This window comes from Stenotrophomonas sp. YJH_SMC_27 (genome assembly GCF_059369815.1).
This window is the reverse complement of sequence record NZ_JCAFTA010000001.1, coordinates 277,921-298,944: the sequence shown is the minus strand read 5'-3', so window position 1 is coordinate 298,944 and position 21,024 is coordinate 277,921. Positions and strand designations below refer to the sequence as shown.

The 21,024-nt window shown below is 67.1% G+C and carries 20 protein-coding genes; 4 read left to right on the top strand and 16 right to left on the bottom strand.

Annotation, left to right across the window (positions count from 1 at the left end):
• Positions 1-46 precede the first annotated feature (46 nt).
• The 3 genes from AC5P7R_RS01365 to AC5P7R_RS01355 all read left to right on the top strand — a co-directional run bounded on the left by AC5P7R_RS01365 (position 47) and on the right by AC5P7R_RS01355 (position 3,541).
• Complete coding sequence (locus AC5P7R_RS01365) at positions 47-787, top strand: response regulator (protein ID WP_019659345.1); 741 nt, start codon at positions 47-49, stop codon at positions 785-787.
• The gene (locus tag AC5P7R_RS01360) at positions 784-2,097 is read left to right on the top strand and encodes a sensor histidine kinase (protein WP_478436250.1); all 1,314 of its coding nucleotides are present in this window, start codon (positions 784-786) and stop codon (positions 2,095-2,097) included. The genes AC5P7R_RS01365 and AC5P7R_RS01360 overlap by 4 nt, the downstream gene beginning before the upstream one ends.
• A 184-nt stretch (positions 2,098-2,281) precedes the next feature.
• On the top strand, positions 2,282-3,541 hold the full coding sequence (locus AC5P7R_RS01355) for an MFS transporter (RefSeq protein WP_227853932.1): 1,260 nt from the start codon (positions 2,282-2,284) through the stop codon (positions 3,539-3,541).
• A gap of 4 nt (positions 3,542-3,545) precedes the next feature.
• Here AC5P7R_RS01355 and AC5P7R_RS01350 read toward each other — a convergent pair whose 3' ends face one another.
• Complete coding sequence (locus tag AC5P7R_RS01350) at positions 3,546-4,493, bottom strand: nucleoside hydrolase (protein ID WP_134730395.1); 948 nt, start codon at positions 4,491-4,493, stop codon at positions 3,546-3,548.
• Between the two features lie 152 nt (positions 4,494-4,645).
• Here AC5P7R_RS01350 and AC5P7R_RS01345 point away from each other — a divergent pair, with 152 nt between their 5' ends.
• Positions 4,646-4,978, top strand: coding sequence for a hypothetical protein (locus AC5P7R_RS01345; protein ID WP_134730393.1), 333 nt, complete (start codon positions 4,646-4,648; stop codon positions 4,976-4,978).
• Between the two features lie 70 nt (positions 4,979-5,048).
• Here AC5P7R_RS01345 and AC5P7R_RS01340 read toward each other — a convergent pair whose 3' ends face one another.
• The 15 genes from AC5P7R_RS01340 to AC5P7R_RS01270 all read right to left on the bottom strand — a co-directional run bounded on the left by AC5P7R_RS01340 (position 5,049) and on the right by AC5P7R_RS01270 (position 20,953).
• A complete protein-coding gene (locus AC5P7R_RS01340; RefSeq protein ID WP_021203087.1) occupies positions 5,049-5,768 on the bottom strand; it encodes a GntR family transcriptional regulator in 720 nt (239 codons plus the stop codon).
• A 224-nt stretch (positions 5,769-5,992) separates the two neighbouring features.
• On the bottom strand, positions 5,993-7,360 hold the full coding sequence (locus AC5P7R_RS01335) for an SLC13 family permease (RefSeq protein WP_495213703.1): 1,368 nt from the start codon (positions 7,358-7,360) through the stop codon (positions 5,993-5,995).
• 105 nt (positions 7,361-7,465) lie between these two features.
• Positions 7,466-8,386, bottom strand: coding sequence for a malonate decarboxylase subunit epsilon (gene mdcH / locus AC5P7R_RS01330; RefSeq protein ID WP_171952337.1), 921 nt, complete (start codon positions 8,384-8,386; stop codon positions 7,466-7,468).
• The gene (gene mdcB / locus AC5P7R_RS01325) at positions 8,383-9,240 is read right to left on the bottom strand and encodes a triphosphoribosyl-dephospho-CoA synthase MdcB (protein WP_164143884.1); all 858 of its coding nucleotides are present in this window, start codon (positions 9,238-9,240) and stop codon (positions 8,383-8,385) included. Before mdcB ends, mdcH begins: the two co-directional genes overlap by 4 nt.
• Positions 9,237-9,878 (bottom strand): malonate decarboxylase holo-[acyl-carrier-protein] synthase, encoded by a 642-nt coding sequence (mdcG, locus tag AC5P7R_RS01320; RefSeq protein WP_111098258.1) that lies wholly within the window; start codon positions 9,876-9,878, stop codon positions 9,237-9,239. The genes mdcB and mdcG overlap by 4 nt, the downstream gene beginning before the upstream one ends.
• Positions 9,871-10,581 (bottom strand): biotin-independent malonate decarboxylase subunit gamma, encoded by a 711-nt coding sequence (mdcE, locus tag AC5P7R_RS01315; RefSeq protein ID WP_021203092.1) that lies wholly within the window; start codon positions 10,579-10,581, stop codon positions 9,871-9,873. The genes mdcG and mdcE overlap by 8 nt, the downstream gene beginning before the upstream one ends.
• The gene (locus AC5P7R_RS01310) at positions 10,578-11,486 is read right to left on the bottom strand and encodes a biotin-independent malonate decarboxylase subunit beta (RefSeq protein WP_019659334.1); all 909 of its coding nucleotides are present in this window, start codon (positions 11,484-11,486) and stop codon (positions 10,578-10,580) included. The genes mdcE and AC5P7R_RS01310 overlap by 4 nt, the downstream gene beginning before the upstream one ends.
• Positions 11,483-11,803, bottom strand: a complete 321-nt coding sequence (mdcC, locus tag AC5P7R_RS01305) for a malonate decarboxylase acyl carrier protein (RefSeq protein ID WP_021203094.1) — start codon at positions 11,801-11,803, stop codon at positions 11,483-11,485. Before mdcC ends, AC5P7R_RS01310 begins: the two co-directional genes overlap by 4 nt.
• Positions 11,804-11,812: 9 nt before the next feature.
• Positions 11,813-13,456, bottom strand: a complete 1,644-nt coding sequence (gene mdcA, locus AC5P7R_RS01300) for a malonate decarboxylase subunit alpha (RefSeq protein ID WP_021203095.1) — start codon at positions 13,454-13,456, stop codon at positions 11,813-11,815.
• A gap of 189 nt (positions 13,457-13,645) precedes the next feature.
• Complete coding sequence (locus AC5P7R_RS01295) at positions 13,646-15,838, bottom strand: TonB-dependent siderophore receptor (protein ID WP_227853930.1); 2,193 nt, start codon at positions 15,836-15,838, stop codon at positions 13,646-13,648.
• A 322-nt stretch (positions 15,839-16,160) separates the two neighbouring features.
• Positions 16,161-17,849: a malate dehydrogenase (quinone) gene (mqo, locus tag AC5P7R_RS01290; protein WP_111098261.1), complete on the bottom strand. Its 1,689-nt coding sequence runs from the start codon at positions 17,847-17,849 to the stop codon at positions 16,161-16,163.
• A 191-nt stretch (positions 17,850-18,040) separates the two neighbouring features.
• Positions 18,041-18,487: a GNAT family N-acetyltransferase gene (locus tag AC5P7R_RS01285; protein WP_495213702.1), complete on the bottom strand. Its 447-nt coding sequence runs from the start codon at positions 18,485-18,487 to the stop codon at positions 18,041-18,043.
• A 184-nt stretch (positions 18,488-18,671) separates the two neighbouring features.
• Positions 18,672-19,256 (bottom strand): hypothetical protein, encoded by a 585-nt coding sequence (locus AC5P7R_RS01280; RefSeq protein WP_021203099.1) that lies wholly within the window; start codon positions 19,254-19,256, stop codon positions 18,672-18,674.
• Positions 19,257-19,454: 198 nt separating this feature from the next.
• On the bottom strand, positions 19,455-19,889 hold the full coding sequence (locus AC5P7R_RS01275) for a tetratricopeptide repeat protein (RefSeq protein ID WP_111098263.1): 435 nt from the start codon (positions 19,887-19,889) through the stop codon (positions 19,455-19,457).
• Positions 19,890-20,047: 158 nt separating this feature from the next.
• Positions 20,048-20,953 (bottom strand): LysR family transcriptional regulator ArgP, encoded by a 906-nt coding sequence (locus AC5P7R_RS01270; protein ID WP_019659327.1) that lies wholly within the window; start codon positions 20,951-20,953, stop codon positions 20,048-20,050.
• Between the last annotated feature and the right edge of the window lie 71 nt (positions 20,954-21,024).

Sequence of the window (21,024 nt, the reverse complement as noted above, 5' to 3'; positions counted from 1 at the left end):
ATGGCCGCGCAGCGCGGCCCTGACCTCCGTCTTCATCGAGAACGCAATGAACCATGTACCGCACATCCTGGTCGTCGACGATGACAGCGAGATCCGCCAGATGCTGGCCGACTACCTCCAGCGCAACGGCCTGCGCGTGAGCCAGGCCGACGGTGGCCGGGCCATGCGGGCGCTGATGGATACCCATGCCGTGGATCTGGTGGTGCTGGACGTGATGATGCCGGGCGAGGACGGACTGAGCCTGTGCCGCAACCTGCGCGCCGGCAAGCATCGGGCGGTACCGGTGGTGCTGCTGACCGCGCGCGACGACGAGACCGACCGCATCATCGGCCTTGAAATGGGCGCCGACGACTACGTGACCAAGCCCTTTTCTTCGCGCGAGCTGCTGGCACGCATCAATGCGGTGATCCGTCGCACGCAGATGCTGCCGCCGAACCTGCAGGTAAGCGAAGCCGGCCGCCAGTTGGCCTTCGGCGAGTGGCGCCTGGATACCACCGCCCGCCACCTGCTGGATGCACAGGGCACCGCGTATCCGCTCAGCGGCGCCGAGTTCCGCCTGTTGCGCGTGTTCCTCGATCACGCCAATCGGGTGCTCAGCCGCGACCAGCTGCTCAGCCTCACCCAGGGCCGTGATGCCGAACTGTTTGATCGCTCGATCGACCTGCTGGTCAGCCGCGTGCGCCAGCGCCTGGGTGATGACGCGCGCGAGCCGACCTACATCAAGACCGTGCGCAGCGAAGGGTATGTGTTCAGCCTGCCGGTGCAATTGCTGGGGCCGGACGAATGAACACCGCCGCACGTCGTCCACGCTGGCCACGCACGCTGTCGGCGCGTCTGCTGCTGGTGCTGCTGGGCGGACTGTCCCTGGCCCACGCACTGTCCTTCGGCCTGCTGTTCTTCGAACGCTACCAGTCCACCCGCAGCATGATGCTGCGCAACCTCGACGAGGATGTGGCAGTGAGCGTCGCGCTGCTGGAACATTTGCCTGCGGAGCAGCGTGAGGCCTGGGTGCCGCGGCTGGAGCGGCGCACCTACCGCTATCTGCTGCGCCCGGCCGCGGCCGGACCAGGGCTGCAGACCGATCGTGCACGCCAGGTCACGGCGATCATCGACGACAGCCTGCAGCACCGCTATCCGTTGCAGGCGCGCCAGGTGGCTCGCCTGCCGGAGCGGTTCGAGGTGGAACTGCGCCTGCACGACGGCACACCCTTGACCATTGAAGTCACCCCGTCGGGCCTGCCGCTGGCACGTTGGCTGCCCGCCGTGCTGCTGCTGCAGCTGGCGCTGCTGCTGGTGTGCGCGTGGCTGGCGGTGCGTCTGGCCATGCGCCCGCTGCAGCAGTTGTCGCATGCGGTGGAGCATCTGCAGCCGGGCAAGGACGGGCCTGCACTGCCTGAAGATGGCCCTGCGGAAGTAGGCGGCGCAGCAGCCGCACTCAATGCCCTGCAGGCACGCATTCGTGGCCATGTCAGTGAACGCCTGCAGATCCTGGCCGCGATCTCGCATGACCTGCAGACCCCCATCACGCGCATGAAGCTTCGGGTGGAGACCCTGCCTGAAGACAGCACCCAGCAGCGCCTGCTGGCCGACCTCGATCACCTTGGGCAGCTGGTGCGTGAGGGCGTGGCCTATGCGCGCAGCAGCCACGTTGCCGCTGGCGCGCCGGTGTCGATGGACCTGGGCGCGTTCCTCGCCAGTGTGGTCGGCGACTACGAGGACATGGGCAAGCCGGTCACTGGCGGTGCGCCCGCTGGACTGGTCGTGCAGACCTGGCCGCAGCCGCTGCGCCGCGTGGTCGGCAATCTGGTCGACAACGCATTGCGCTACGCCGGCGCCGCCGAGATCGAGGCGGTCCGCGATACGGCCGGAAGGGTGTGGATCAGCATTTCCGACCGTGGCCCCGGCATTCCCGAGGACCAGCTGCAGGCAGTGCTGGCACCGTTCCACCGGCTGGAGAGCTCGCGCAACCGCGATACCGGAGGGACCGGTCTGGGACTGGCCATCGCGGGGCAGCTGGCGCAGTCGCTGGGTGGTTCGCTGAGGTTGCACAACCGCGAGGGTGGAGGGCTGCGGGCGGAACTGCAGCTGCCGGGCTGAGTTGCCCGGCCTTGTGTTCCAGCAAGGATGCTTCTGCTTCGGCCCTGGCGGTGAGCGCTTCACCGGTCATGAAACCCAGTGCATGCACGCAGTCGACAGCCGATGACCGGCATTTCACCCCGTCCATGCCACGCTGCGCGGAACCTGCCCAACCGGGACCGAGGCTGTTGAAGGCGAACACGCAATGACTGCGGCGCGGCAGCGCTCGATGTGGGTGGCGGGCCTGTCCACGGTGGTGGAGTGGTACGACTTCACCCTGTACCTGTACTTCGCCACGGTGCTGTCGCGGGTGTTCTTCGGCGGTGGCGAGCAGGCGTTGCTGGTGACCTTGGCTGGCTTCGCGGTGTCCTACCTGATGCGTCCGCTGGGCGCGCTGTGCTTCGGCCACCTGGGCGACCGCCTGGGCCGGCGCTGGATGCTGCTGGCTTCGATGGCGTTGATGGCAGCGGCGATGCTGGCCACTGCACTGCTGCCGACAGCGGCCACGGCCGGTACGATGGCTGGCGTGCTGCTGCTGATCCTGCGCTGCGTGATGGCGTTTTCGGTGGGCGGTGAGTACACCGGGGTGGTGGCGTACCTGCTGGAAAGCGCACCGGCGCGACGACGTGGCCTGGTGACCTCGCTGGCCTCGGCCGCCAGCGAAGTGGGCGCCCTGCTGGCGGTAGCGATCTCTGCACTTACCGTCGCGCTGCTGCCCACACCGCAGCTGGACAGCTGGGGCTGGCGGATTCCGTTCTTCGTTGGGGCTGCGCTCGCGCTGGTGATCCTGGTTGCGCGTTCGGGCATGCACGAGTCGCCGGAGTTCGAGCGCCAGCGGCGCGAGGGCAGCATCCCGGCCACGCCACTTCGGCACGTGCTGCGCCACCACCCGCTGGCGGTGGCGCGCACCTTTGCGATCTCCGCCTTGGGCTCGATCACCTACTACGTGGGCATCACCTATGTACCGGCGTTCCTGCACGCACGGGGGCATGATGAAGGCGATGCGCTGTGGTTGTCGACGATCGCGGCGGTGGCGGTCATTGCGATCACGCCGCTGTGCGGCGCGTTGTCCGACCGCTTCGGACGGCGGCCGATGCTGTTGGGTTTGACCGTGCTGGCAGCGCTGCTGCCGCTGTCCCTGTTCGCGTGGATGGCGCAGGCGACGGCGCTGGGCATCGCGCTGGCGGCGGTAGTGCTGGCCTGCGTGGCCGGTGGCATCAGCGCGGTGGCGGCGCCGGCCACGGCCGAGCAGTTCCCCGGCGAAGGCAGGGTCAGCGGGCTGGCACTGGGGGTAACCATGGCCACTGCATTCTTCGGTGGCGCAACGCCGTGGCTGGCGCAATGGTGGGTGGAGCGCAGCGGCTGGGCGGCGGCGCCGGGCGCGATGATCGCGCTGGTGGCGGTGCTGGTGCTGCCGGTGCTGTGGACCCTGCCCGAGACGGTCCCGGGCAGGGCCAGACGCTAGCCGGTCAGACCTTCAGGGTCTGCTCGATGTCGGCCAGTACCGCGGCCGCATCCACACCGATGGCGATCGACTGCACCACGTGGCCGTCCCACACGCTGGGGCCGAATGCCAGGCCTTCCGGCTTGGGAATGGTCATGCCGCGGGCGACGCCGTCGGTGGCCACGCGCACGCTGGCGCGCTCGAACTGGAACAGTTCCGGGCGGGTCAGCGCGATGCACGCGCAGCAGTCATGCACGACCATGCCCTTGTGGCCGGCCTGCAGGTAGAAGTCCACGTAATCCTGCGACAGCGCACGGACCAGCTCGGCGTCGGCACCGCCGATGGTGGCCAGCTTATCCAGGCCGTCACGGTCCATTTCCACGCGGGTGGTCACGTCCAGGCCGATCGCGGTGACTGGCCAGCTGGCGGTGAACACCACGTCGGCGGCTTCGGCATCGCCCCAGATATTGGCCTCGGCGGCCGGGGTGATGTTGCCGTTGACGTGGAAGGCGCCGCCCATGATCACCACGCCGCGTACCAGGCCGGCGATGTCCGGGGCCTGCTGCAGGGCCAGGGCCAGGTTGGTCATGCGGCCGACCGCGACCAGGGTCACTTCGCCCGGATGGGCGCGGACCAGATCGATGATCAGCTGATGGGCCGGGCGGGCATCGGCGGCCACGTCCAGGCTGGCCGGCACCGGGTGGTTGCCCAGGCCGTTGTGGCCGTGGATGTGCACCGGCCACGCTTCCGGGGTGGCTTCCGGCTGCAGCGGGCCACCGGCGCCGCGCGCGACCGGGGCGGCAAAGCCCCAGGCCTGCTTCAGGTACAGCGCATTGTGCGTGGTCGACTCCACCGAGGCATTGCCGAAGGTGGTGGTGACACCGATCAGGTCGATCTGGGCGTGCTTGTGCAGGTACAGCAGGGCCAGGGCGTCGTCGACGCCCGGGTCGGTATCGAAAATGACTTTCAGCATGTTGTTGTTCTTCTTCTTCCGTGTGGTGCGAGGGGCGCCGGCGGCCACGGGGCAGGCCGGCGCGCCCCCACATTGTCCCATCTTCATGACAGCCAGGGCCATTGCCGGGGTGGCAGGCCATAATGCCTCCAGTCCAGGCATGGAGTCGCCGAATGCTGATCGTTGCCCTTCTGCTGATCCTGCTGGTGCTGGGCCCGAACGTGGTGGCCACCGTGGTGATCGTCAGGCGTGATGGCCTGTCGGCGGGCGGCCGGACGGTGCAGCTGCTGATGGTCTGGCTGCTTCCCCTGGTCGGGGCCATCGTGTGCCTGGCGGTGGCCACGGCCGACGGCTCCGGGATCCGGGGCGACAACAGTCCCGGCAGTGGCTACGATCATCCGGGCGGCCATTCCGGCGACAGCTACAGCCATCACAGCCACAGCAGCTTCGACTGCAGCAGCGACGGTGGCAGCGGTGACGGTGGCAGCTGCGGTGGTGGCGATTGACGAGATGTTCCGGGACGCCGGCCAAGGTCACGTCCTGGTAGTGCCGGCCGCTGGCCGGCAACTCATCCGCTCAACCGCCGCCTTCGGTCGGCAAGGGCGCCGGCACGTTCAACAGCCCGCCCGCTGCCACATAGGCGGCCAATGCCTGGCCCTGGCTGAGCAGATGGCGCTCCATGGTGCGTTCGGCAGCCTGCGCATCGCGGCGGCGGAAGCACTCCATCAGCTCGCGGTGTTCGGCCAGCGATTGCGCGGTGCGCCCCGGGGTCAGCAGCTGGCGGCCGCGATGCATCTTCAGGATGCGGTGCAGGTCGTGGGTGATGCGGATCAGCCACGGGTTGCCGGCGTAATGCTGCACGGTTTCGTGGATCAGGTAGTTGTTGCGGTAGTACTCGGCGATGTTGCCCTCGGCCGCCGCCGCTTCCATCGCTGCATGCAGGGCCTCCAGTTGTTGCACGCCGGCATCGTCGATGTGCCTGACCGCCTCGTGTGCGCAACGGCCTTCCAGCATGGCCATCACCGGGAACAGCTGGTTGAGGTCTTCCAGCGTCAGCCGGGTGACCCGGCTGCCACGACCGGCATCGATCTGCACCAGGCCTTCGGCGGCCAGCAGCTTCAGCGCCTCGCGCAGGGGCGTACGGCTGATGCCCAGTTCTTCGCACAGCGCGGGCTCGTCGATCCACCCGCCCGGCGGCAACCGGTAGTCATAGATGCGCTCGCGCACGTGTTCGGCCACCTCTTCGTACAGAGGCGCGCGCTTCTTCGGGGACCGTGGAGCAGGGGCGATGGCCATGGTGGAAAGTGTACTGCCTCCATGCGTGGGACCTGCAATGCGGGTGGAAGACGAGGGGGAATGGCTCGGTGGAGCAGCTGGGTGGAGTCGACTGTTAGTCGACTTTCGCGCGCAGCGCGGGGTTTTTCGCCGTCGGAACGGAGAGCAGTCGACTGACAGTCGACACTACCTCGTCGGCCATGTCCCGCGGGAAGGGCGCCGAAATCCCCGGCGCCCCTGCGCAGTCACATCCAGCCTGGCACCACGAACACCAACCACGCCAGCAGCGGCCCCAGCGCCACCACCAGACCGCTGTAGACCAGGAAGCGGCGGAACAGGGTCTCCCGTTCTTCCTTGGCGGCCGAGGCGACGACCAGCGCGCCATTGGTCGAGAACGGGCTGACATCGACGATGGTGGACGACACCGCCAGCGCGCAGATCACGCCGGCCGCGCCGAGATGGCCCTGCATCAGGAACGGCACCGCCAGCGGAATGGTCGCGCCCAGCACTGCGGCCGACGAGGCGAACGCGGAGACGATGCCACCCACGTAGCAGACCAGCAGCGCACCGAGCAGCGGGATGCCGATGTTGGACACGCCGTTGCCGATGAAATCCACCGCGCCGGCATGTTCCAGCACGCCGATGTAGGTCACCACGCCACAGATCAGCAGCACGGTGGACCAGCTGATGCCATCAACCGCGCCCTTCTGGCTCTGCGGCGACAGCAGCGCCAGCGCCACCGCCACGGTGATCGAGACCAGGCCGACGTTGAGGTTGTAGATCAGCGCAGCAACACCCAGGCCCAGCAGGCCGATCAGAGTGAACAGCCGCTCGCGGGTCAGGTTCACCGCATCCAGAGCGGCGGGATCATTGGACAGGGTGCCCCCGCCAGCGGCTACCAGCGCGCCGTGGCCTTCGATGGCGAACTGGCGTGAGGATGCCTGCGGGCCACCGGCCATTGCCAGTTCAGCATTGCCGATCATTCCGGCCGCGGTGCCCGAACCACGCCGCAGCAGGGCGATGCCGCCGAAGGCGAAGAAGCAGATCGTGGCCATCATGAAGTTGAAGCCGAGACTGGTCAGGAACACCGCCATTTCAGTCACGTCCAGCCCGGCTTTCTGCACCACGCCGTTGGTGATGCTGCCGTACACGCTGATGGGCGAGAAGCCGCCGGCCTGCGCGCCATGGATGACCAGCAGGCCCATCATCAGCGGGTTGATGTTGTACTGCTTGGCAAAGCGCAGCGCGACCGGGCCGATGATCGCGACCGCCGCCGGGCCCAGCGCACCGAACGCGGTGAGCACCGCGGTGATCACGAACATCACCCACGGAATGGCCACGATATGGCCGCGCACGGCTTTCACAGCCCAGTGCACCAGCAGGTCGATGGTGCCGTTCTTCTGCGCGATGGCGAACAGGTAGGTGATGCCGACCAGGGTCAGGAACAGATCGCCGGGAAAGCCGGCCAGGACCTCCTTGCCGCCCATGTCGACCCACAGCCCACCGATGATGAAGGCCAACGCGAAGGCGACCGCGCCCATGTTGATCGGCATCGCCGTGGCGACGATGAACATGATCACCAGACCGATGATCGTTGCGATTTGTGGACTCATGCGCCCTCCCAGACACGTGACTCACGTACAGCGCGGATGGAGACCCGCCATCCCCGGGGTAAGGCGACGTACTGCGTGATGCGTGATACGTACTGCTCGAACCCGTTACTGCAGCCGCTCCAGCGCACTGCGGACCCACGCTGCGGCGCCTTCCAGGCTCTGGAACTCTTCCACCGCGCGCACTTCGCAGCACGGATAGGCCGGTGCGACCATGCGCGCCAGCGCGTTGCCCGGGCCCAGCTGCAGGAAAACCCGCGCGCCGCGCTCGAAGGCCTGGCGCATCACCTGCGCCCACTCGATGGTCTGCGCCAGTTGCAACGACAGCGTGTGGACCGCCGTTGCGCGATCCCGCACCGGACGCGCATCGATGCCGGCCAGCAGCGGCAGGCGTGGGCCCTGCAGCGCCGAGGCATCGAGTGCGGCGGCGAACGGTGCGACAGCAGAGCGGAGCAGCGGCGTATGCGCGGGCACATGCACCGGCAGCGGGCGGATCTCCGCACCCTGCGCGCGAGCGTCATCGGCCAGCGCCTGCAGAGCGGTCTGCGTGCCGCCGACGATGAAGTGATCGCGGCCGTTGGCGATGGCCACATGTGCGCCGTGTGCATCACACAGCGGCTGCAGGGTATGGCGCTCCAGCCCCAGCACGGCCTGCATGCCTGCATCGGCAGGGCTGGCGGCATCCATCAGCCGCGCGCGCTGCGCGGCCAGGCTCAGGCAGGTGCTCGCATCAACGCTGCCAGCAACCACATGCGCCGCCAGTTCACCGATGCTGTAGCCGGCCACCAGCACCGGTGCTGGCACTGCTTCGCGAAGTCCCTGCCAGTGCGCGAGGCTGGCTGCACACAGCAGGGGCTGCGCGAGTGCATTGCCGAAGCGCGATTCGTCAGCGGCCGCCGCGAACACATCGCGTCCAAGCACTGCGCTGGCGGTCTCCAGTACGTGGCGCGCGGCCTGCAGATCGCGCACGCGGTCGAACATCGCCGCATGCTGCGCACCTTGCCCGGGGCAGAGCAGGGCAAGGCTCATGCGCCCTCCTGCAGCAGCAGGAACCAGCTGCAGGCCAGCAGGTCGGCGCTGCCACCCGGGCTCAGGCGGCGCGCGACGAAGCCCTCGCCGATGTCGTGCAGGTGTGCCTGCCAGCCAGGCGCGAAGGCACCGCCCGCCTCGATGAAGCGGCGCGCCTGCTGCTGCGCCCAGGCCAGGCCGTCGGCGCCACCACGGTGCAGCAGGTTGAGATCGTCCACGTGCGCGACCAACTGCATCAGGGTCTGGCACATCGCTGCATCACGCGGTAATCCACTGTGCAGGGCATGGCGCAGGGTCGGTACGGCCAAGTCGCGCAACACGGGGTAACCGGCGGCGGCCTGTTCGCGCACGCCCGGTACGCCGTGGCGCACGCGCGCGCGCTGGCCGGGGCTGGAGGCATCCAGCGGTGCCGTGGCGAACGCATCAGCCCAGTGCTGCACGGCCAGACAGACCTGCGCGGCCGGCGCGGCGTGGCCCTGCTGGCGACGGCAGCGTGCGGCAGCGGCCACCAGCAGGCCCAGGCTGAAGATGGCACCGCGATGGGTATTGATGCCGGCAGTGGCACGCAGCATCGCGTGCTCGGCAGCAATGCCTTGCGCGCGCAGGATGGCGAACGGCGCGTCAGCGGCACCGGCGTCGGCAATCGCGGTGAAGAAGTGGCGCAGCGCGAACAGGCTGCGCAGGAACGTACCGGCGTCCATGTCGTCATGGCTGCCGGTATCGAAGGGGGTGACCAGCCCTGGCTTGGGCGCGCAGGCCAGTTCGGCATGCAGGCTGGTGATGGCCAAGCGGCCCAGACGCGCGCTGTCGATCGCGTTTGCATCCTGCAGCCGGGACTGGAAGACCGCGCTCACGCCGCCGCTCCGGCAGTCTCGAACAGGCGCTCGCGGACGTCCAGTGCAGCACCCTCCAGGCGCTTCACCAGCACCTGGCGGCTGTCACCGGCAAACTCGCGCCAGTTCACCGCGCCGCCATCAGGCAGGCACAGTTCACCATCGACCCGACGGGCATGCGCGTGCTCCCAGGCGTTCAGGCGTGCGGCAAGCGCATCGGCCTGCGTACGGCTCTCAACCTGCCACAGCAGGTCGATGTCCGAGCATGCGTGCACATAGGGCAGGCCGCTGAGGTGCTGCCAGGCGAAGGCGCCGAACACGCGTGCCGGTGCAACGCTCGCCAGTGCGTGCAGGGCCCGCTGCCAGTCGGTTGGCACGCCCCGGGTGAGTACCGCGTCCAGTGCGGGCGGCAATTGCAGGCGCTGCACATCCTGCTGCGGCACGCGCAGCGCAAGGCGCAGCTTGCCTTCGCCCGGTGGCAGCGGCACGCCCAAGCGCAGGCGCGGGTCGGGGTCATCCGCGGCGCGGCGCGCCACCATGGCCGGCAGACCCTGCGCGAACCACGCTGCCAGGCGCGGTTCCTGCGCAGCCACGTCGGCCCGCCAGTCGGCGTGGGCCGACAGCCAGACCAGCATGTGGCGTGCGGGCTGATCAGGCATCGCTGCGGGCCACCGCATCTGCAACATCCGCCGCCAGTGCACGACCGCCGCGCTGTGCAGCCAGCGCCGCGCGTGCATCGCCGTCGCTGGGTGTGCGCAGGGCCCGCAGCAGGTGCTGGGCAAGATCGCCATCCCACAGCGATTCCACCGCACCCATCGCCACGTAGTTGGCCACGCCCGGCGCGAACACCGGCGAGCTCTGGCTGAGTGCCTGCAGCTTCTCCAGCGGTTGCTTGGTTACCCGGGCCATCGCGCGCAGGTCCATCACCCGTACCTGTGCATCGGGCAGGGCATGGATGTGGTCGGCCATCAGGCCGAAGGACAGGAATCCGCCGCTCACCGATTCGCCGTAGACCAGGGTGACCAGACGCGCGCCACGGCGGCGGGCCAGATCGAGAGCCTGCGCGAGATGCGCGAAGTAGCCGTTGATGCCCAGCAGCTCATCGCGCCGCGCTAGGCGCTGGCCGGCAGTGTCCGCCAGCATCACGATCGACCGCTGCGGGTGTGCGGCGGTGCTGGCAAGCACGGTCCCGGCCAGCGCCAATGCATGGTCGACGCCAACCTCGATGCGATCGGTGGTGCCGATCACGGTCACCTCGCCATCGTCGGTGGTGGCGGTACCGGTCAGCACCGAATCCTGGATGTCGATACGATGGCCACGCGGGAACAAGGCATCGAGCAGAGACTGCAGCGGTGCGCTCATGGCAGCCTCCGGGCGGCGGTGGCGGCAAGGAAGGCGTCGGTGTCCAGCAACGGCAGTCGTTCGGGTTCGGCGATGCCTTGGCGGGCCCAGATTTCCAGCCCATCGCGGCAGTCGCCCCAGGCCTGCATTCGGGCTTTCAACGCCGCATGGCGTTCCTGCAGCGCGGCCAGCGCAGCATCGGTATCCGTGCTGGTGGCATCGGGTTGCAGCGCATTGCTTGCGGCCTGCGCGAAGGCTTCGATGGCGTCGGGTACCAGCACCTGTGCCTGGTCGATCAGATAGCGGTGCTTGCCGCCGGTCACGCGCCAGACCAGTGCACGGTCGCGCGAGTCGAACTCTTCGACGCCGCGTACCGTCTCGATCACTTCCGGTCCGGACAACGACAGCCGGCCTTCCTCGGACATGATCACCGTGGTGCAGCAGCGGGCGACGATGCCCATGCCGCCGAACGCACCGTTGCCGCTGCCGATCAGCGCGATGACCGGCACGCCCGCTGCACGCGCGTCCAGGGTGGCGCGCATGATTTCGGAGATCGCAATCAGGCCCGCATTGGCTTCGTGAAGCCGCACGCCGCCGGTATCGAGCAGCAGCAGCACGCCGTCAGGGCGGGTGTGCGCCGCACGGCGCAGCAGTCCGGTCAGCTTGGCGCCATGCACTTCGCCCACGCCACCGCCCATGAACTGCCCCTGCTGCGCGGCCAGCAGTACGTGCTTGCCGCGCAGCGTGGCCTCGCCGACGACGATGCCATCGTCGAACGCGGCCGGCTGGTCCAGCTGGGCCAGGTGCGGGCTCATCATCCGCCGCGCCGGGCCAAGGAACTCGCGGAACGAGCCGGCGTCAACCAGCCCGGCGATGCGTTCGCGCGCATCGGCTTCGTAGTAGCTGTGGCGCTGTACGTGGCTCATGGCGTGCCTCCGGCCAGCAGGGTTTCGACGGCCTGGTCGAGGCGCAGGCTGACCACGGCCGGGGTCGCACCGGCGTCGTTGATCGAGACGCGCACATCGCGCAGCGGATGACGCTTTGCGAAGTCGTTGATCACCGCCTGCCAGATGCTGCCGAAGCCCTGCGCGGCGGTGATGACGCGCACCGTCATCGCGCCCTGCTGCGCCACCGGTTCCAGCAGGATTTCCAGGTTGCCCGACGCCAGCACGCCCACCAGCACCGCATCGCGCGGGAACTGCACGGCGGTGCGGCCGTCGAATCGATAGTCGAGGGTTTCCATGCTCTGTCCTTACCAGTTGCGGAAGCGCTTGGGCGGGTCGTAGAGGCCACCGGACCAGCGCACCAGGTCCTTCACCGAGCGTGCGGCCAGCAGATCGCGGCTGGCGTCGCGGGGCGAAATACCCAGGTCGTCCGGGCGACGGATCACGCCGCGGTCGCGCAGGTTCTCCACCATCGCGCGGTCGCGGCCAAGACCGACGGCGGTGTAGCCGGATACGCCGCGGATCGCCTGTTCGCGTTCCTCCGGCGTGCGGCACAGCAGCAGGTTGGCGATGCCTTCCTCGGTCAGCACATGGCTGACGTCATCGCCGTAGATCATCACCGGCGGCAAAGGCATCTGTGCGCGCTCGGCCAGGTCCCAGGCATCGAGGCGCTCGACGAAGGCCGGGGCCATGTGCTCGCGGAAGGTTTCCACCATCTGCACCACCAGCTTGCGCCCGCGTGGCATCTCGCCCGGACGTGCGGCCTGCTGGCCGGCCTTGATCCAGGCCTCGCTGGCGTGGCGGCGGCCACGTGCGTCCGAGCCCATGTTCGGTGCGCCACCGAAGCCGGCGATACGGTCGCGGGTGGCAGTGGAACTGTTGCCCTGCAGGTCGATCTGCAGGGTGGAACCGATGAACATGTCGCAGGCATACAGGCCTGCGGTCTGCGAGAACGCGCGGTTGGAACGCATCGAGCCGTCGGCTCCGGTGAAAAACACATCGCCGCGCGCGGCAATGTATTTCTCCATGCCCAGTTCCGAACCGAACGAATGCACCGACTTTACGAAGCCCGATTCGATCGCCGGAATCAGTGCCGGGTGCGGGTTCAGTGCCCAGTGCTGGCAGATCTTTCCCTTCAGCCCGAGCGATTCGGCATAGGTGGGGAGCAGCAGTTCGATGGCGGCGGTATCGAAGCCGATGCCGTGATTCAAACGATTCACGCCGTACGCGGCGTAGATGCCCTTGATGGCCATCATTGCCATCAGCACCTGGATCTCGGAAATCTGCGCCGGGTCGCGGGTGAAGAGCGGCTCGATATGGTTCGGCTTCGGCGCCTGCACCACGAAGTTGACCCAGTCCGCAGGAATATCGACGCGGGGGAGGCTGTCGACGATCTCGTTGACCTGGGCGATGACGATCCCGCCCCGGAACGCAGTGGCTTCGACGATCACCGGCGTGTCTTCGGTGTTCGGGCCAGTGTAGAGGTTGCCGTGGCGGTCGGCGGCCTGCGCGGTGACCAGCGCCACCCGTGGGGTCAGGTCGATGAAGTAGCGGCCGAACAGTTCCAGGTAGGTGTGGATGGCACCGATCTGGATGCGGCCCTCGGCGACCAGGTTGGCCAGCCGCACCGACTGGGGGCCGGAGAAGGAGAAGTCGAGCCGGGAAGCGATGCCGCGCTCGAACACATCCAGATGCGAGGGCAGTGACAGCACCGATTGCACCATGTGCAGGTCGTGCACTCGTGCCGGATCGAGGCCGGCCAGCACCTGTGCCAGGAAGTCGGCCTGCTTCTGGTTGTTGCCTTCCAGGCAGACCTTGTCGCCGGGCTCCAGCAGCGCGTGCAGCAGTTCACCCACGTCCCCGGCGGCGACCTGGTGGCCGCGCGCCCACGGCGCGGCCCGCTCCAGGCGCGCCTGGCGGCTGCGCTCCAACGTATCCCAACTCGGGTTCATCGACGGGCTTCCGACTGGCGTTGAAATAATTACGACATAATTACGGAGCGGAGTGCAACCCGCAATGCAGCAAAAAAGGCCCGCGCGGAGGCGGGCCCATTCAGGTAGGCCACGACGGTGGGTCGTGGCGGAGAGGGCGTGCCGACCAACGGTCGGCACCCACCAGGCACCCACCGGTTCGCGGGTTGCTCAGAACTTCCAGCGCAGGCTGGCCGACACGAAGCGCGGCTCGCCGTAGTTGTTGTAGTCCAGGTTCGCCCAGTAGCTCTTGTCCAGCGCGTTGCGCACGCTCAGCGTCGCCGTCCAGTTGTCGCTGATGCGGTAGTTGGCGTTGAACTTCACCAGCATGTAGGCCGGCTGGTTCACCGTGACCGTGCCGCCCAGCGGGTAGGCAATGTTGTAGCCCTGCACCTTGCTCTGCCACTGCAGGCCGCCGCCAACGCTCAGGCGTTCCAGCGCGCCGCGCAGCTGCAGTTGGGTGTTGAGCTGCAACAGATCCTTCGGCGGGTTGGCGTACAGCAGGTCAGTGGCCGCGCGGGTGACCTTGACGTGGGTGTAGCCGGCATTGACCGTCCAGCCCGGCAGGATCTCGCCGTTGACGTCCATCTCCCAGCCGCGCGCCTTGGTGCCGTTGACGCCGATGTAGGCCGAGGTGCCATCGCTGAGCGAACCCTCCGGCACGCCCATGTCGCGCACCGCATAGTTGTCCTGCTTGGCCTCGAACACCGCCGCATTGGCGGTCAGGCGGCCATCGAACCACTGCGTCTTGATGCCCGCTTCCAGGTTGGAGCCCTGTACCGGCGCCAGCAGGTTCTCGTTGCGGTCCTTGTAGTTCTGTGGATTGAAGATCTCGGTGTAGCTGGCATAGGCCGACACGTTCGGGGTGATCTCGTAGACCAGGCCCACGTACGGAGTGACTTCATCGCTCACCTTGTACGCACCGCTGGTGCCGGTATAGGCGCCGGCAGCGTTGTACGAGCGGCTGAGCGTTTCCCACCGGCTCAGGCGTGCACCGGCGATCAGCGACAGCGGATCGGCCAGGTGCACGCGGGTAGCCAGATAGACGCCGCTCTGCGTGGTCTTCGCTACACGGCGTGCGCCGGTGCGGGTGTAGGTCACCTCGGAAATGTCGCCGTTCCAGGAGTACACATTGGGGATGTAGTAGCAGCGCTCACGCCCGCAGGTGGCCCAGTCGCCCGGGAAGTTCAGCGCGACGGTGTTCGTGGTCCCTTCCAGATCCGACCACTGGGCGCCGACCGTGAGGTCGTGGTCGCGGCCGAACAGCGGGAAGCTGCCGGTCAGGTAAGCATCGACATTGCGTCGGGTGTCTTTCGAATCACCGGCGGCGGCACGCAGGTAGATGCCCGATCCGGTCACCGGGTCCGGGTTGCCGGTGCCGTACAGGCGCACGTTCTGCACGTTGCCGCGGGTGTAGGCCGTGTTGATCTTCAACAGCCAGTTGTCGCCGAAACGCTGTTCCAGGTTGGCGAAGGCGGTGTTGCTCTCGCGCTTCCAGTAGCTCCATTTCGGCGACAGGTTGGTCGAGCGCGGCAGGTGCGCGAAATTGCCCTGGCTGTCGAAGAACGGCACGGTGCCCCAGGTCGAACCGGTCGGGTTGTTGTCCTGGGTCTGGTAGCCGAGGGTGAGCGTGGTGCTGTCGCTGACATCGCCTTCAAGCACCGCCATGCCGGCCATCTTGTTCTCGTCGTAGCGGTCGTAGTACAGGCCACGATCGGTATAGGCGGCGACCACGCGGCTGCGGAAGCGGCCGTCATCGGTCAGCGGCGCGGTCACGTCCGCTTCCATGCGGCGATAGTCCCAGCTGCCCGTGCTGACCGCGAACGAGGCATCGAATTCCCTGCCCGGACGCTTGCGCAGCAGATTGACCGTGGCCGACGGCACACCCGCACCACTGAGCAGGCCGTTGGCACCGCGGATCACTTCGATGCGGTCGTAGAAGGCGGTGTCGTATTCCTGGTTGGTGGACCCGCTGTAAGTGGGGATGCCGTCGACCTGGAAGTCGGTGATGGCGAAGCCGCGCGCGTAGTACAGCGGGCGCTGCGTGTCATAGAAGGACACGCTGACGCCGGTCACGTTGCGCATCACGTCATTGATGCTGAACAGCGATTCGTCCTGCAGGCGCTGCAGGCTGATCGCAGTGGCCGACTGCGGGGTTTCCTGCAGGGTGATCGGCAGGCGCGTGGTGCTGGCCGGCGGAGCGGACTGCTCGGCTCGCACGCTGACCCGGTCCAGGGTCTTGGCATCGGCTGAGCCGTCGGCGGCAGCAAACGCGCTGGGCGCCGCCAGCAGGGTCAACGACGAAAGCAGGGCAGCCGGCAGCAGCGCGCGGCGGGGCAGGCGGTTACGCAGGGTCAAGGACATGGTGGGCTCGAGGCTTGGAAGCGGGAAGGGTGGCGACAGTCGTCCAGTACCCGGGGCGGCGGCTTCGGGCACATCAGGTCCATCTGGGAGGGCGCGGTCACTGTGCAGGGCGCAAATGTAAATAATTCTTAACAACATTACAATTCGTGTCATCGTGCATCGGCTTTCCGGCACCAGGCATCGCCTTCTGTAGAGCCGAGCCCATGCTCGGCTGCTTTTTGCTGGAGCCGAGCTTGGGCTCGGCTCCACAGCAGGGAGCCGCCCAAAAGCGAACGGCCACCCGAAGGTGGCCGTCCGTCTGCATCGAAAGGAACGTGCGGGCTTACAGCGCCTGCAGTTCCTCATTGGCGTTGCGCTTTTCCTTGGCCTGCGCAGGCACCGTGGCCGCAGCGGGCGATGCCGCGTTCGCATTCACCGGCACCTCCAGATACGGCAGGTGCAGGGTCTGGCTGGTCAGCGTACGGATCTCGTTGACCAGCGCCGGGCTGTCGTTGAGCTTGCGCCCATACGACGGCACGATCTCGCGCAGGCGGGTTTCCCAGCCGGCCTTCATCTGCTCCGGGAAGGCCTTGGCCATCAGGTCCAGCATGATCGGCGGCGAGGTCGATGCACCCGGCGAGGCGCCGAGCAGGGCCGCAATGGTGTGGTCCTTGTCGGTCACGATCTCGGTACCGAACTGCAGCACCGCGCCCTTCAGCGGATCGCGCTTGATGATCTGCACGCGCTGGCCGGCGGTGATCAGCTTCCAGTCACCCGGCTTGGCACTGGGGAAGTACTTGACCAGCTCGGCCTGGCGGTCGGCATCGTTCAGGCGTGCCTGGCCCATCAGGTACTGCACCAGGTCCAGGTTGTCCTTGCCCACTTCCAGCATCGGGCCGACGTTGTTGTGGGTGACCGAGGAATACAGGTCCCACCACGAGCCGTGCTTGAGGAACTTGGTGCTGTACAGCGCGAACGGCCCGAACAGGACCACCGGCTTGCCGTCCAGCTTGCGTGCATCCAGGTGCGGCACCGACATCGGCGGCGAACCGGTCTCGGCCATGCCGTAGGCCTTCACCCCATGGCGCGAGGTCACGTCCTGGCCCTGGAAGGCGAGGAACTGGCCACCGACCGGGAAGCCGGCATAGTCCTTCGATTCCGGAATGCCGGACATCTGCAGCAGCTTGAGCGCGGCGCCACCGGCGCCGATAAACACGAACCGGGCGTGGGTGGTGGTCTCGGTGCCGGCCTTGAGATCCTTCACCGTCACGTTCCAGCTCTTGTCGGCGTTCTGCCGCAGCGCGGTCACTTCATGGTTCAGGTGCAGGCTGAAGTTCGGGCTGCGCTGCAGGCCGGCGGTCAGCTGGCGGGTGATCACGCCGAAATTGACGTCGGTGCCCAGCGGCATCCAGGTCGCGGCAACCTTCTGCTTCGGGTCACGGCCTTCCATCAGCAGCGGGGCCCACTGTTTGATCTGCGCCGGATCCTCGGAGTACTGCATGCCGTAGAACAGCGGATTCTTGACCAGGGCCTGCTGGCGCTTGTGCAGGTAGGCGATGTTGTCATCGCCCCAGACGAAGCTCATGTGCGGCGTCGGGTTGATGAAGTCGCTGGGCTGGTTCAGCCGGCCTTCCTTCACCTGGTGCGACCAGAACTGGCGCGAGACTTCGAACGACTCGGCGATGCCGACCGCGCGCTTGGTCTCGATGCTGCCATCGGGCAGCTCCGGGGTGTAGTTCAGTTCGGCGAAGGCCGAATGGCCGGTGCCGGCGTTGTTCCAGCCATCGGAGCTTTCACTGGCGACGCCATCGAGGCGTTCGTAGACCTGGATGTTCCAGTCCGGCTGCAGTTCCTGCAGGTAGGTGGCCAGGGTGATGCTCATGATGCCGGCGCCGACCAGCACAACATCGACGGGCTTGTCGTTGCTGGCGGCGGGCACCGAGCGCTGGGTCAGCGGCCAGTACAGGAACAGCGCGGCGGCCAGCAACAGCAGCACGAGCAGGGCGAGAAGAGCCTTGCCAAATTTCTTCATGGGGGCGGGATCGTTGGCGGAGGGGAAGGGGTCAGGATGCGCGTGGGGCAGGGAAAGGGCGTGAAGAAACAACGCCTTGCAGCATCCATCCGCGATTCTAACCGGATCCGGTCCTTTTTTGATGCAACGCAGCATCCGACGTTTCGCGGCGCTGTCACATGGACGGCAGGCGACGCCCGGCAACGGTGGGATCAGACCAGCTCAAGGATCTCGTCGCCGGCCTCATCGACCCCGCCGGTCGGGCGCCAGCCCAGGCGGCGGTAGAAGCCATGCGAGCGCGAACGCGGGTCGGCGGAGCAGGCCAGGAACAGCCGCTGGTGGCCGGCATCGCGGGTCAGGCTGACCACGTTCTGCAGCAGCTGGCGGCCAATGCCGCGGCCCTCGTAGTCCGGCAGCAGGGCCAGCACCAGCACCTCGCCGCTGTCACGGTCGGCGAAGCAGTAGCCGGCCATGCGCTCGCCGTCCCAGGCGATGCGGCCGATCGAATCGCCCTGGGCGATGCCGGCCGCCCAGCTGTCCACCGTGATGCCCCGTTCCGCAAGCTGGGCCGCGCTGAAGGCGTTCTCGCGGGTGCGCCCGCGCAGGTCGATGCAGGCGGCGGCATCTTCGGGGCGGGCGTCGCGGAAGAATACAGGCATGCAGGGCATCCTTGCGGTGATCGGCCGCTCAGTATCTGCATGGCGCATGGAATCGATGTGTAGGGTTGATGGAGATTGGATGGAGGCCCCGCAGCAGCAGGGGATAGGGGGATCGGTGCCGCTGATGCAGATGTCGCCCGGCGGCGTGGCAGTGAAAGGCTTTCAGCAGGTGCTTGCACCCCGGTCAGTCACTGCCGACGGTGAAGTACTCCACGGCGAAGTAGCCGATCTGGTAAGCCAGCGTTGCCAGCACCAGGCGCAGCTGTGTGCGTTGGCTGCGCAGTCGCCAGCCGAGCACCGCCACCGCCAGCATCAACACGGCATGCAACGGGTACGCGGCTCCCAGCAGCTTCCAGCGGCTGCTGCCCTTGATGGCGGTATCGACCAGGTCGAGCAGGGTCAGTGCAGCCACCACGCTGAAGATCCAGCGCCGACGCTGCATGAGATAGTTCCCGTAGCTGCCGTATTCACGCAGGTCGTCGGGAAACAGCAGCGCGCACAGCAGGAACCAGGTCGCGCAGTACACAATCACGAACAGGTAGGTTTCAAACGTCCAGCGGTGCACCTCGATGAGGCGGAACTCCCACCACCAGAAGGTCACCAGCGATATCAGCGTCCACGCCACCCAGCCCAGGTGCAGGGCCGAGCAGCCGCGGCGCTGCGGATGCTCGATGATCTGCGCCAGGCCCTTGAGCACGGTGGTGATCGACAGGCCGAGGATGATGCCCATCACCACCCGGATGTGCAGGAACAGCGGATCGGTCTGCATCGCGGCGCTCCGTGTCGGGTGCTGCGATGCTGGCACAACCGGGCGCCCCTGAACGGACCCCGGTCACGCACAGAAGAGCGGAGAAAAAAGGGACGGAGGGGATTAAGTCGCTCTCGCCCTGATTCGTCCATGGCTGAGGACTGGCCACGTCCTGGCGACCAGGCGCGGTATTCTCAGCGCTTGGCCGGCTTGGTGGTATCAGGGCGAAGTAAGGCCCTGCTGTCGCAGCAGGGCAATATACTTCCCGCCTTCATCGTCAGCGTCGAATATGTCCTCGCCGTCCAGTGCATACGCCCTGAGCAGGTATTCAAGGGCCCGATCCCGCTGCCCCAGAAGTTCGTTGCATTGGCCAGCGCGATACAGAATGAAGGGATTGGCACGCCCGTCCGGACCATTCAATGCATCCATGAAGTACTTCAGGGCGGCCACTACGTCACCGGAAAGAAAGCTCGCGTCTCCAAGTGAAGCACAGAGCCAAGTGTAGGCCTCCCAATCCTTGGCAGGAGCTGGCAACGCTTCTAAAGCCTGCAGCCAGCACCGAGTCGCACCAGCATGGTCATCGGCATCCATGAGGACGTTTCCCTGCTCTGAGAGGTCAGTGACCTGCTCATAGATTTCGTCAGGAAGTTCCATTCGGTTTGACTCACAGATGACAAGCCTTCCAGCCTACGTAAAAAAAGTGCACCTGTCGGCTGGCAAGTGCGCTATCTGGTGTCGCGATCGTCTCGCATTTTGACCCCGTGAGCCGAAAGCGCCTGTCAACCAAGATCTACACCCCCTGAGAAGCCAACTCAGCGCTTGCGCCGGATCAGCGCCGAGGAGGCATCCAGTACCGCGCGGGTGAGCAGGGCCATGGTCTGCACGTCGCCCTTCCAGTGCTGCCAGTACAGCGGCACGTCTTCCCACGCGCGCTGGCGCACGTAGACCAGGCGGCCGGCGTCCAGGTGCCGCTTGACCAGTGGCAGCGGGTTCATGGTCCAGCCCAGTCCGCCGAGGTTGGCCTGCACGAAGGCGCGCGTGGACGGAATCCACCAGGTCGGTGCAGTGCTGGGCAGGTCGTCGCCGGCCATGCGCCGGGCGAAGCGCGACTGCATGTCGTCCTTGCGGTTGAATACCAGCACCGGTGCCTGTGCCAGCGCCTGCGCGGTCACGCCCTTGGCGAAGTGGCGTTCGCGAAATTCGGGGGTGCACGTCGCTGCGTAGCGGATGCTGCCCAGCGCATGGATCTGGCAGCCCTGCACCGGCTCGTCCAGCGTGGTCACTGCGCCCAGCACCGTGCCCTGGCGCAGCAGCTCCACGGTGTGGTCCTGGTCTTCCACACGCAGGTCCAGGGTGGTGCCGGTGGTCTGCGCGAACTGGTAGGCGGCCTGCGGAAACCAGGTTTCCAGGCTGTCGTGGTTCACCGCCACCGGGATGCTGGCCTGGGGCAGATCCTCATCGGCCAGGCCCATCCGGTGCAGCGCATCGTGTTCGAGCAGGGCGGTCTGCTCGGCCAGCTGAACGAGCAGCTGCCCCTCGGCGGTGGCGGTGGCAGGCGTGCCGCGCTTGACCAGCAGGCGGCCGATCCGGTCCTCCAGTGCCTTGACCCGCTGCGAGATGGCCGAGGGCGTGACATTCAGCGACTGTGCGGCGCGGTCGAAGCTGCCTTCGCGGATCACCGCGGCCAAGGCGCGCAGCTGGGCATGATCGATACGCATCGAATTAAGCTCCGCTAATGTTGGTTTAGGAAGTTTAGCTCGTCTTTTTCATGTTGCGGCGCGACAATGGC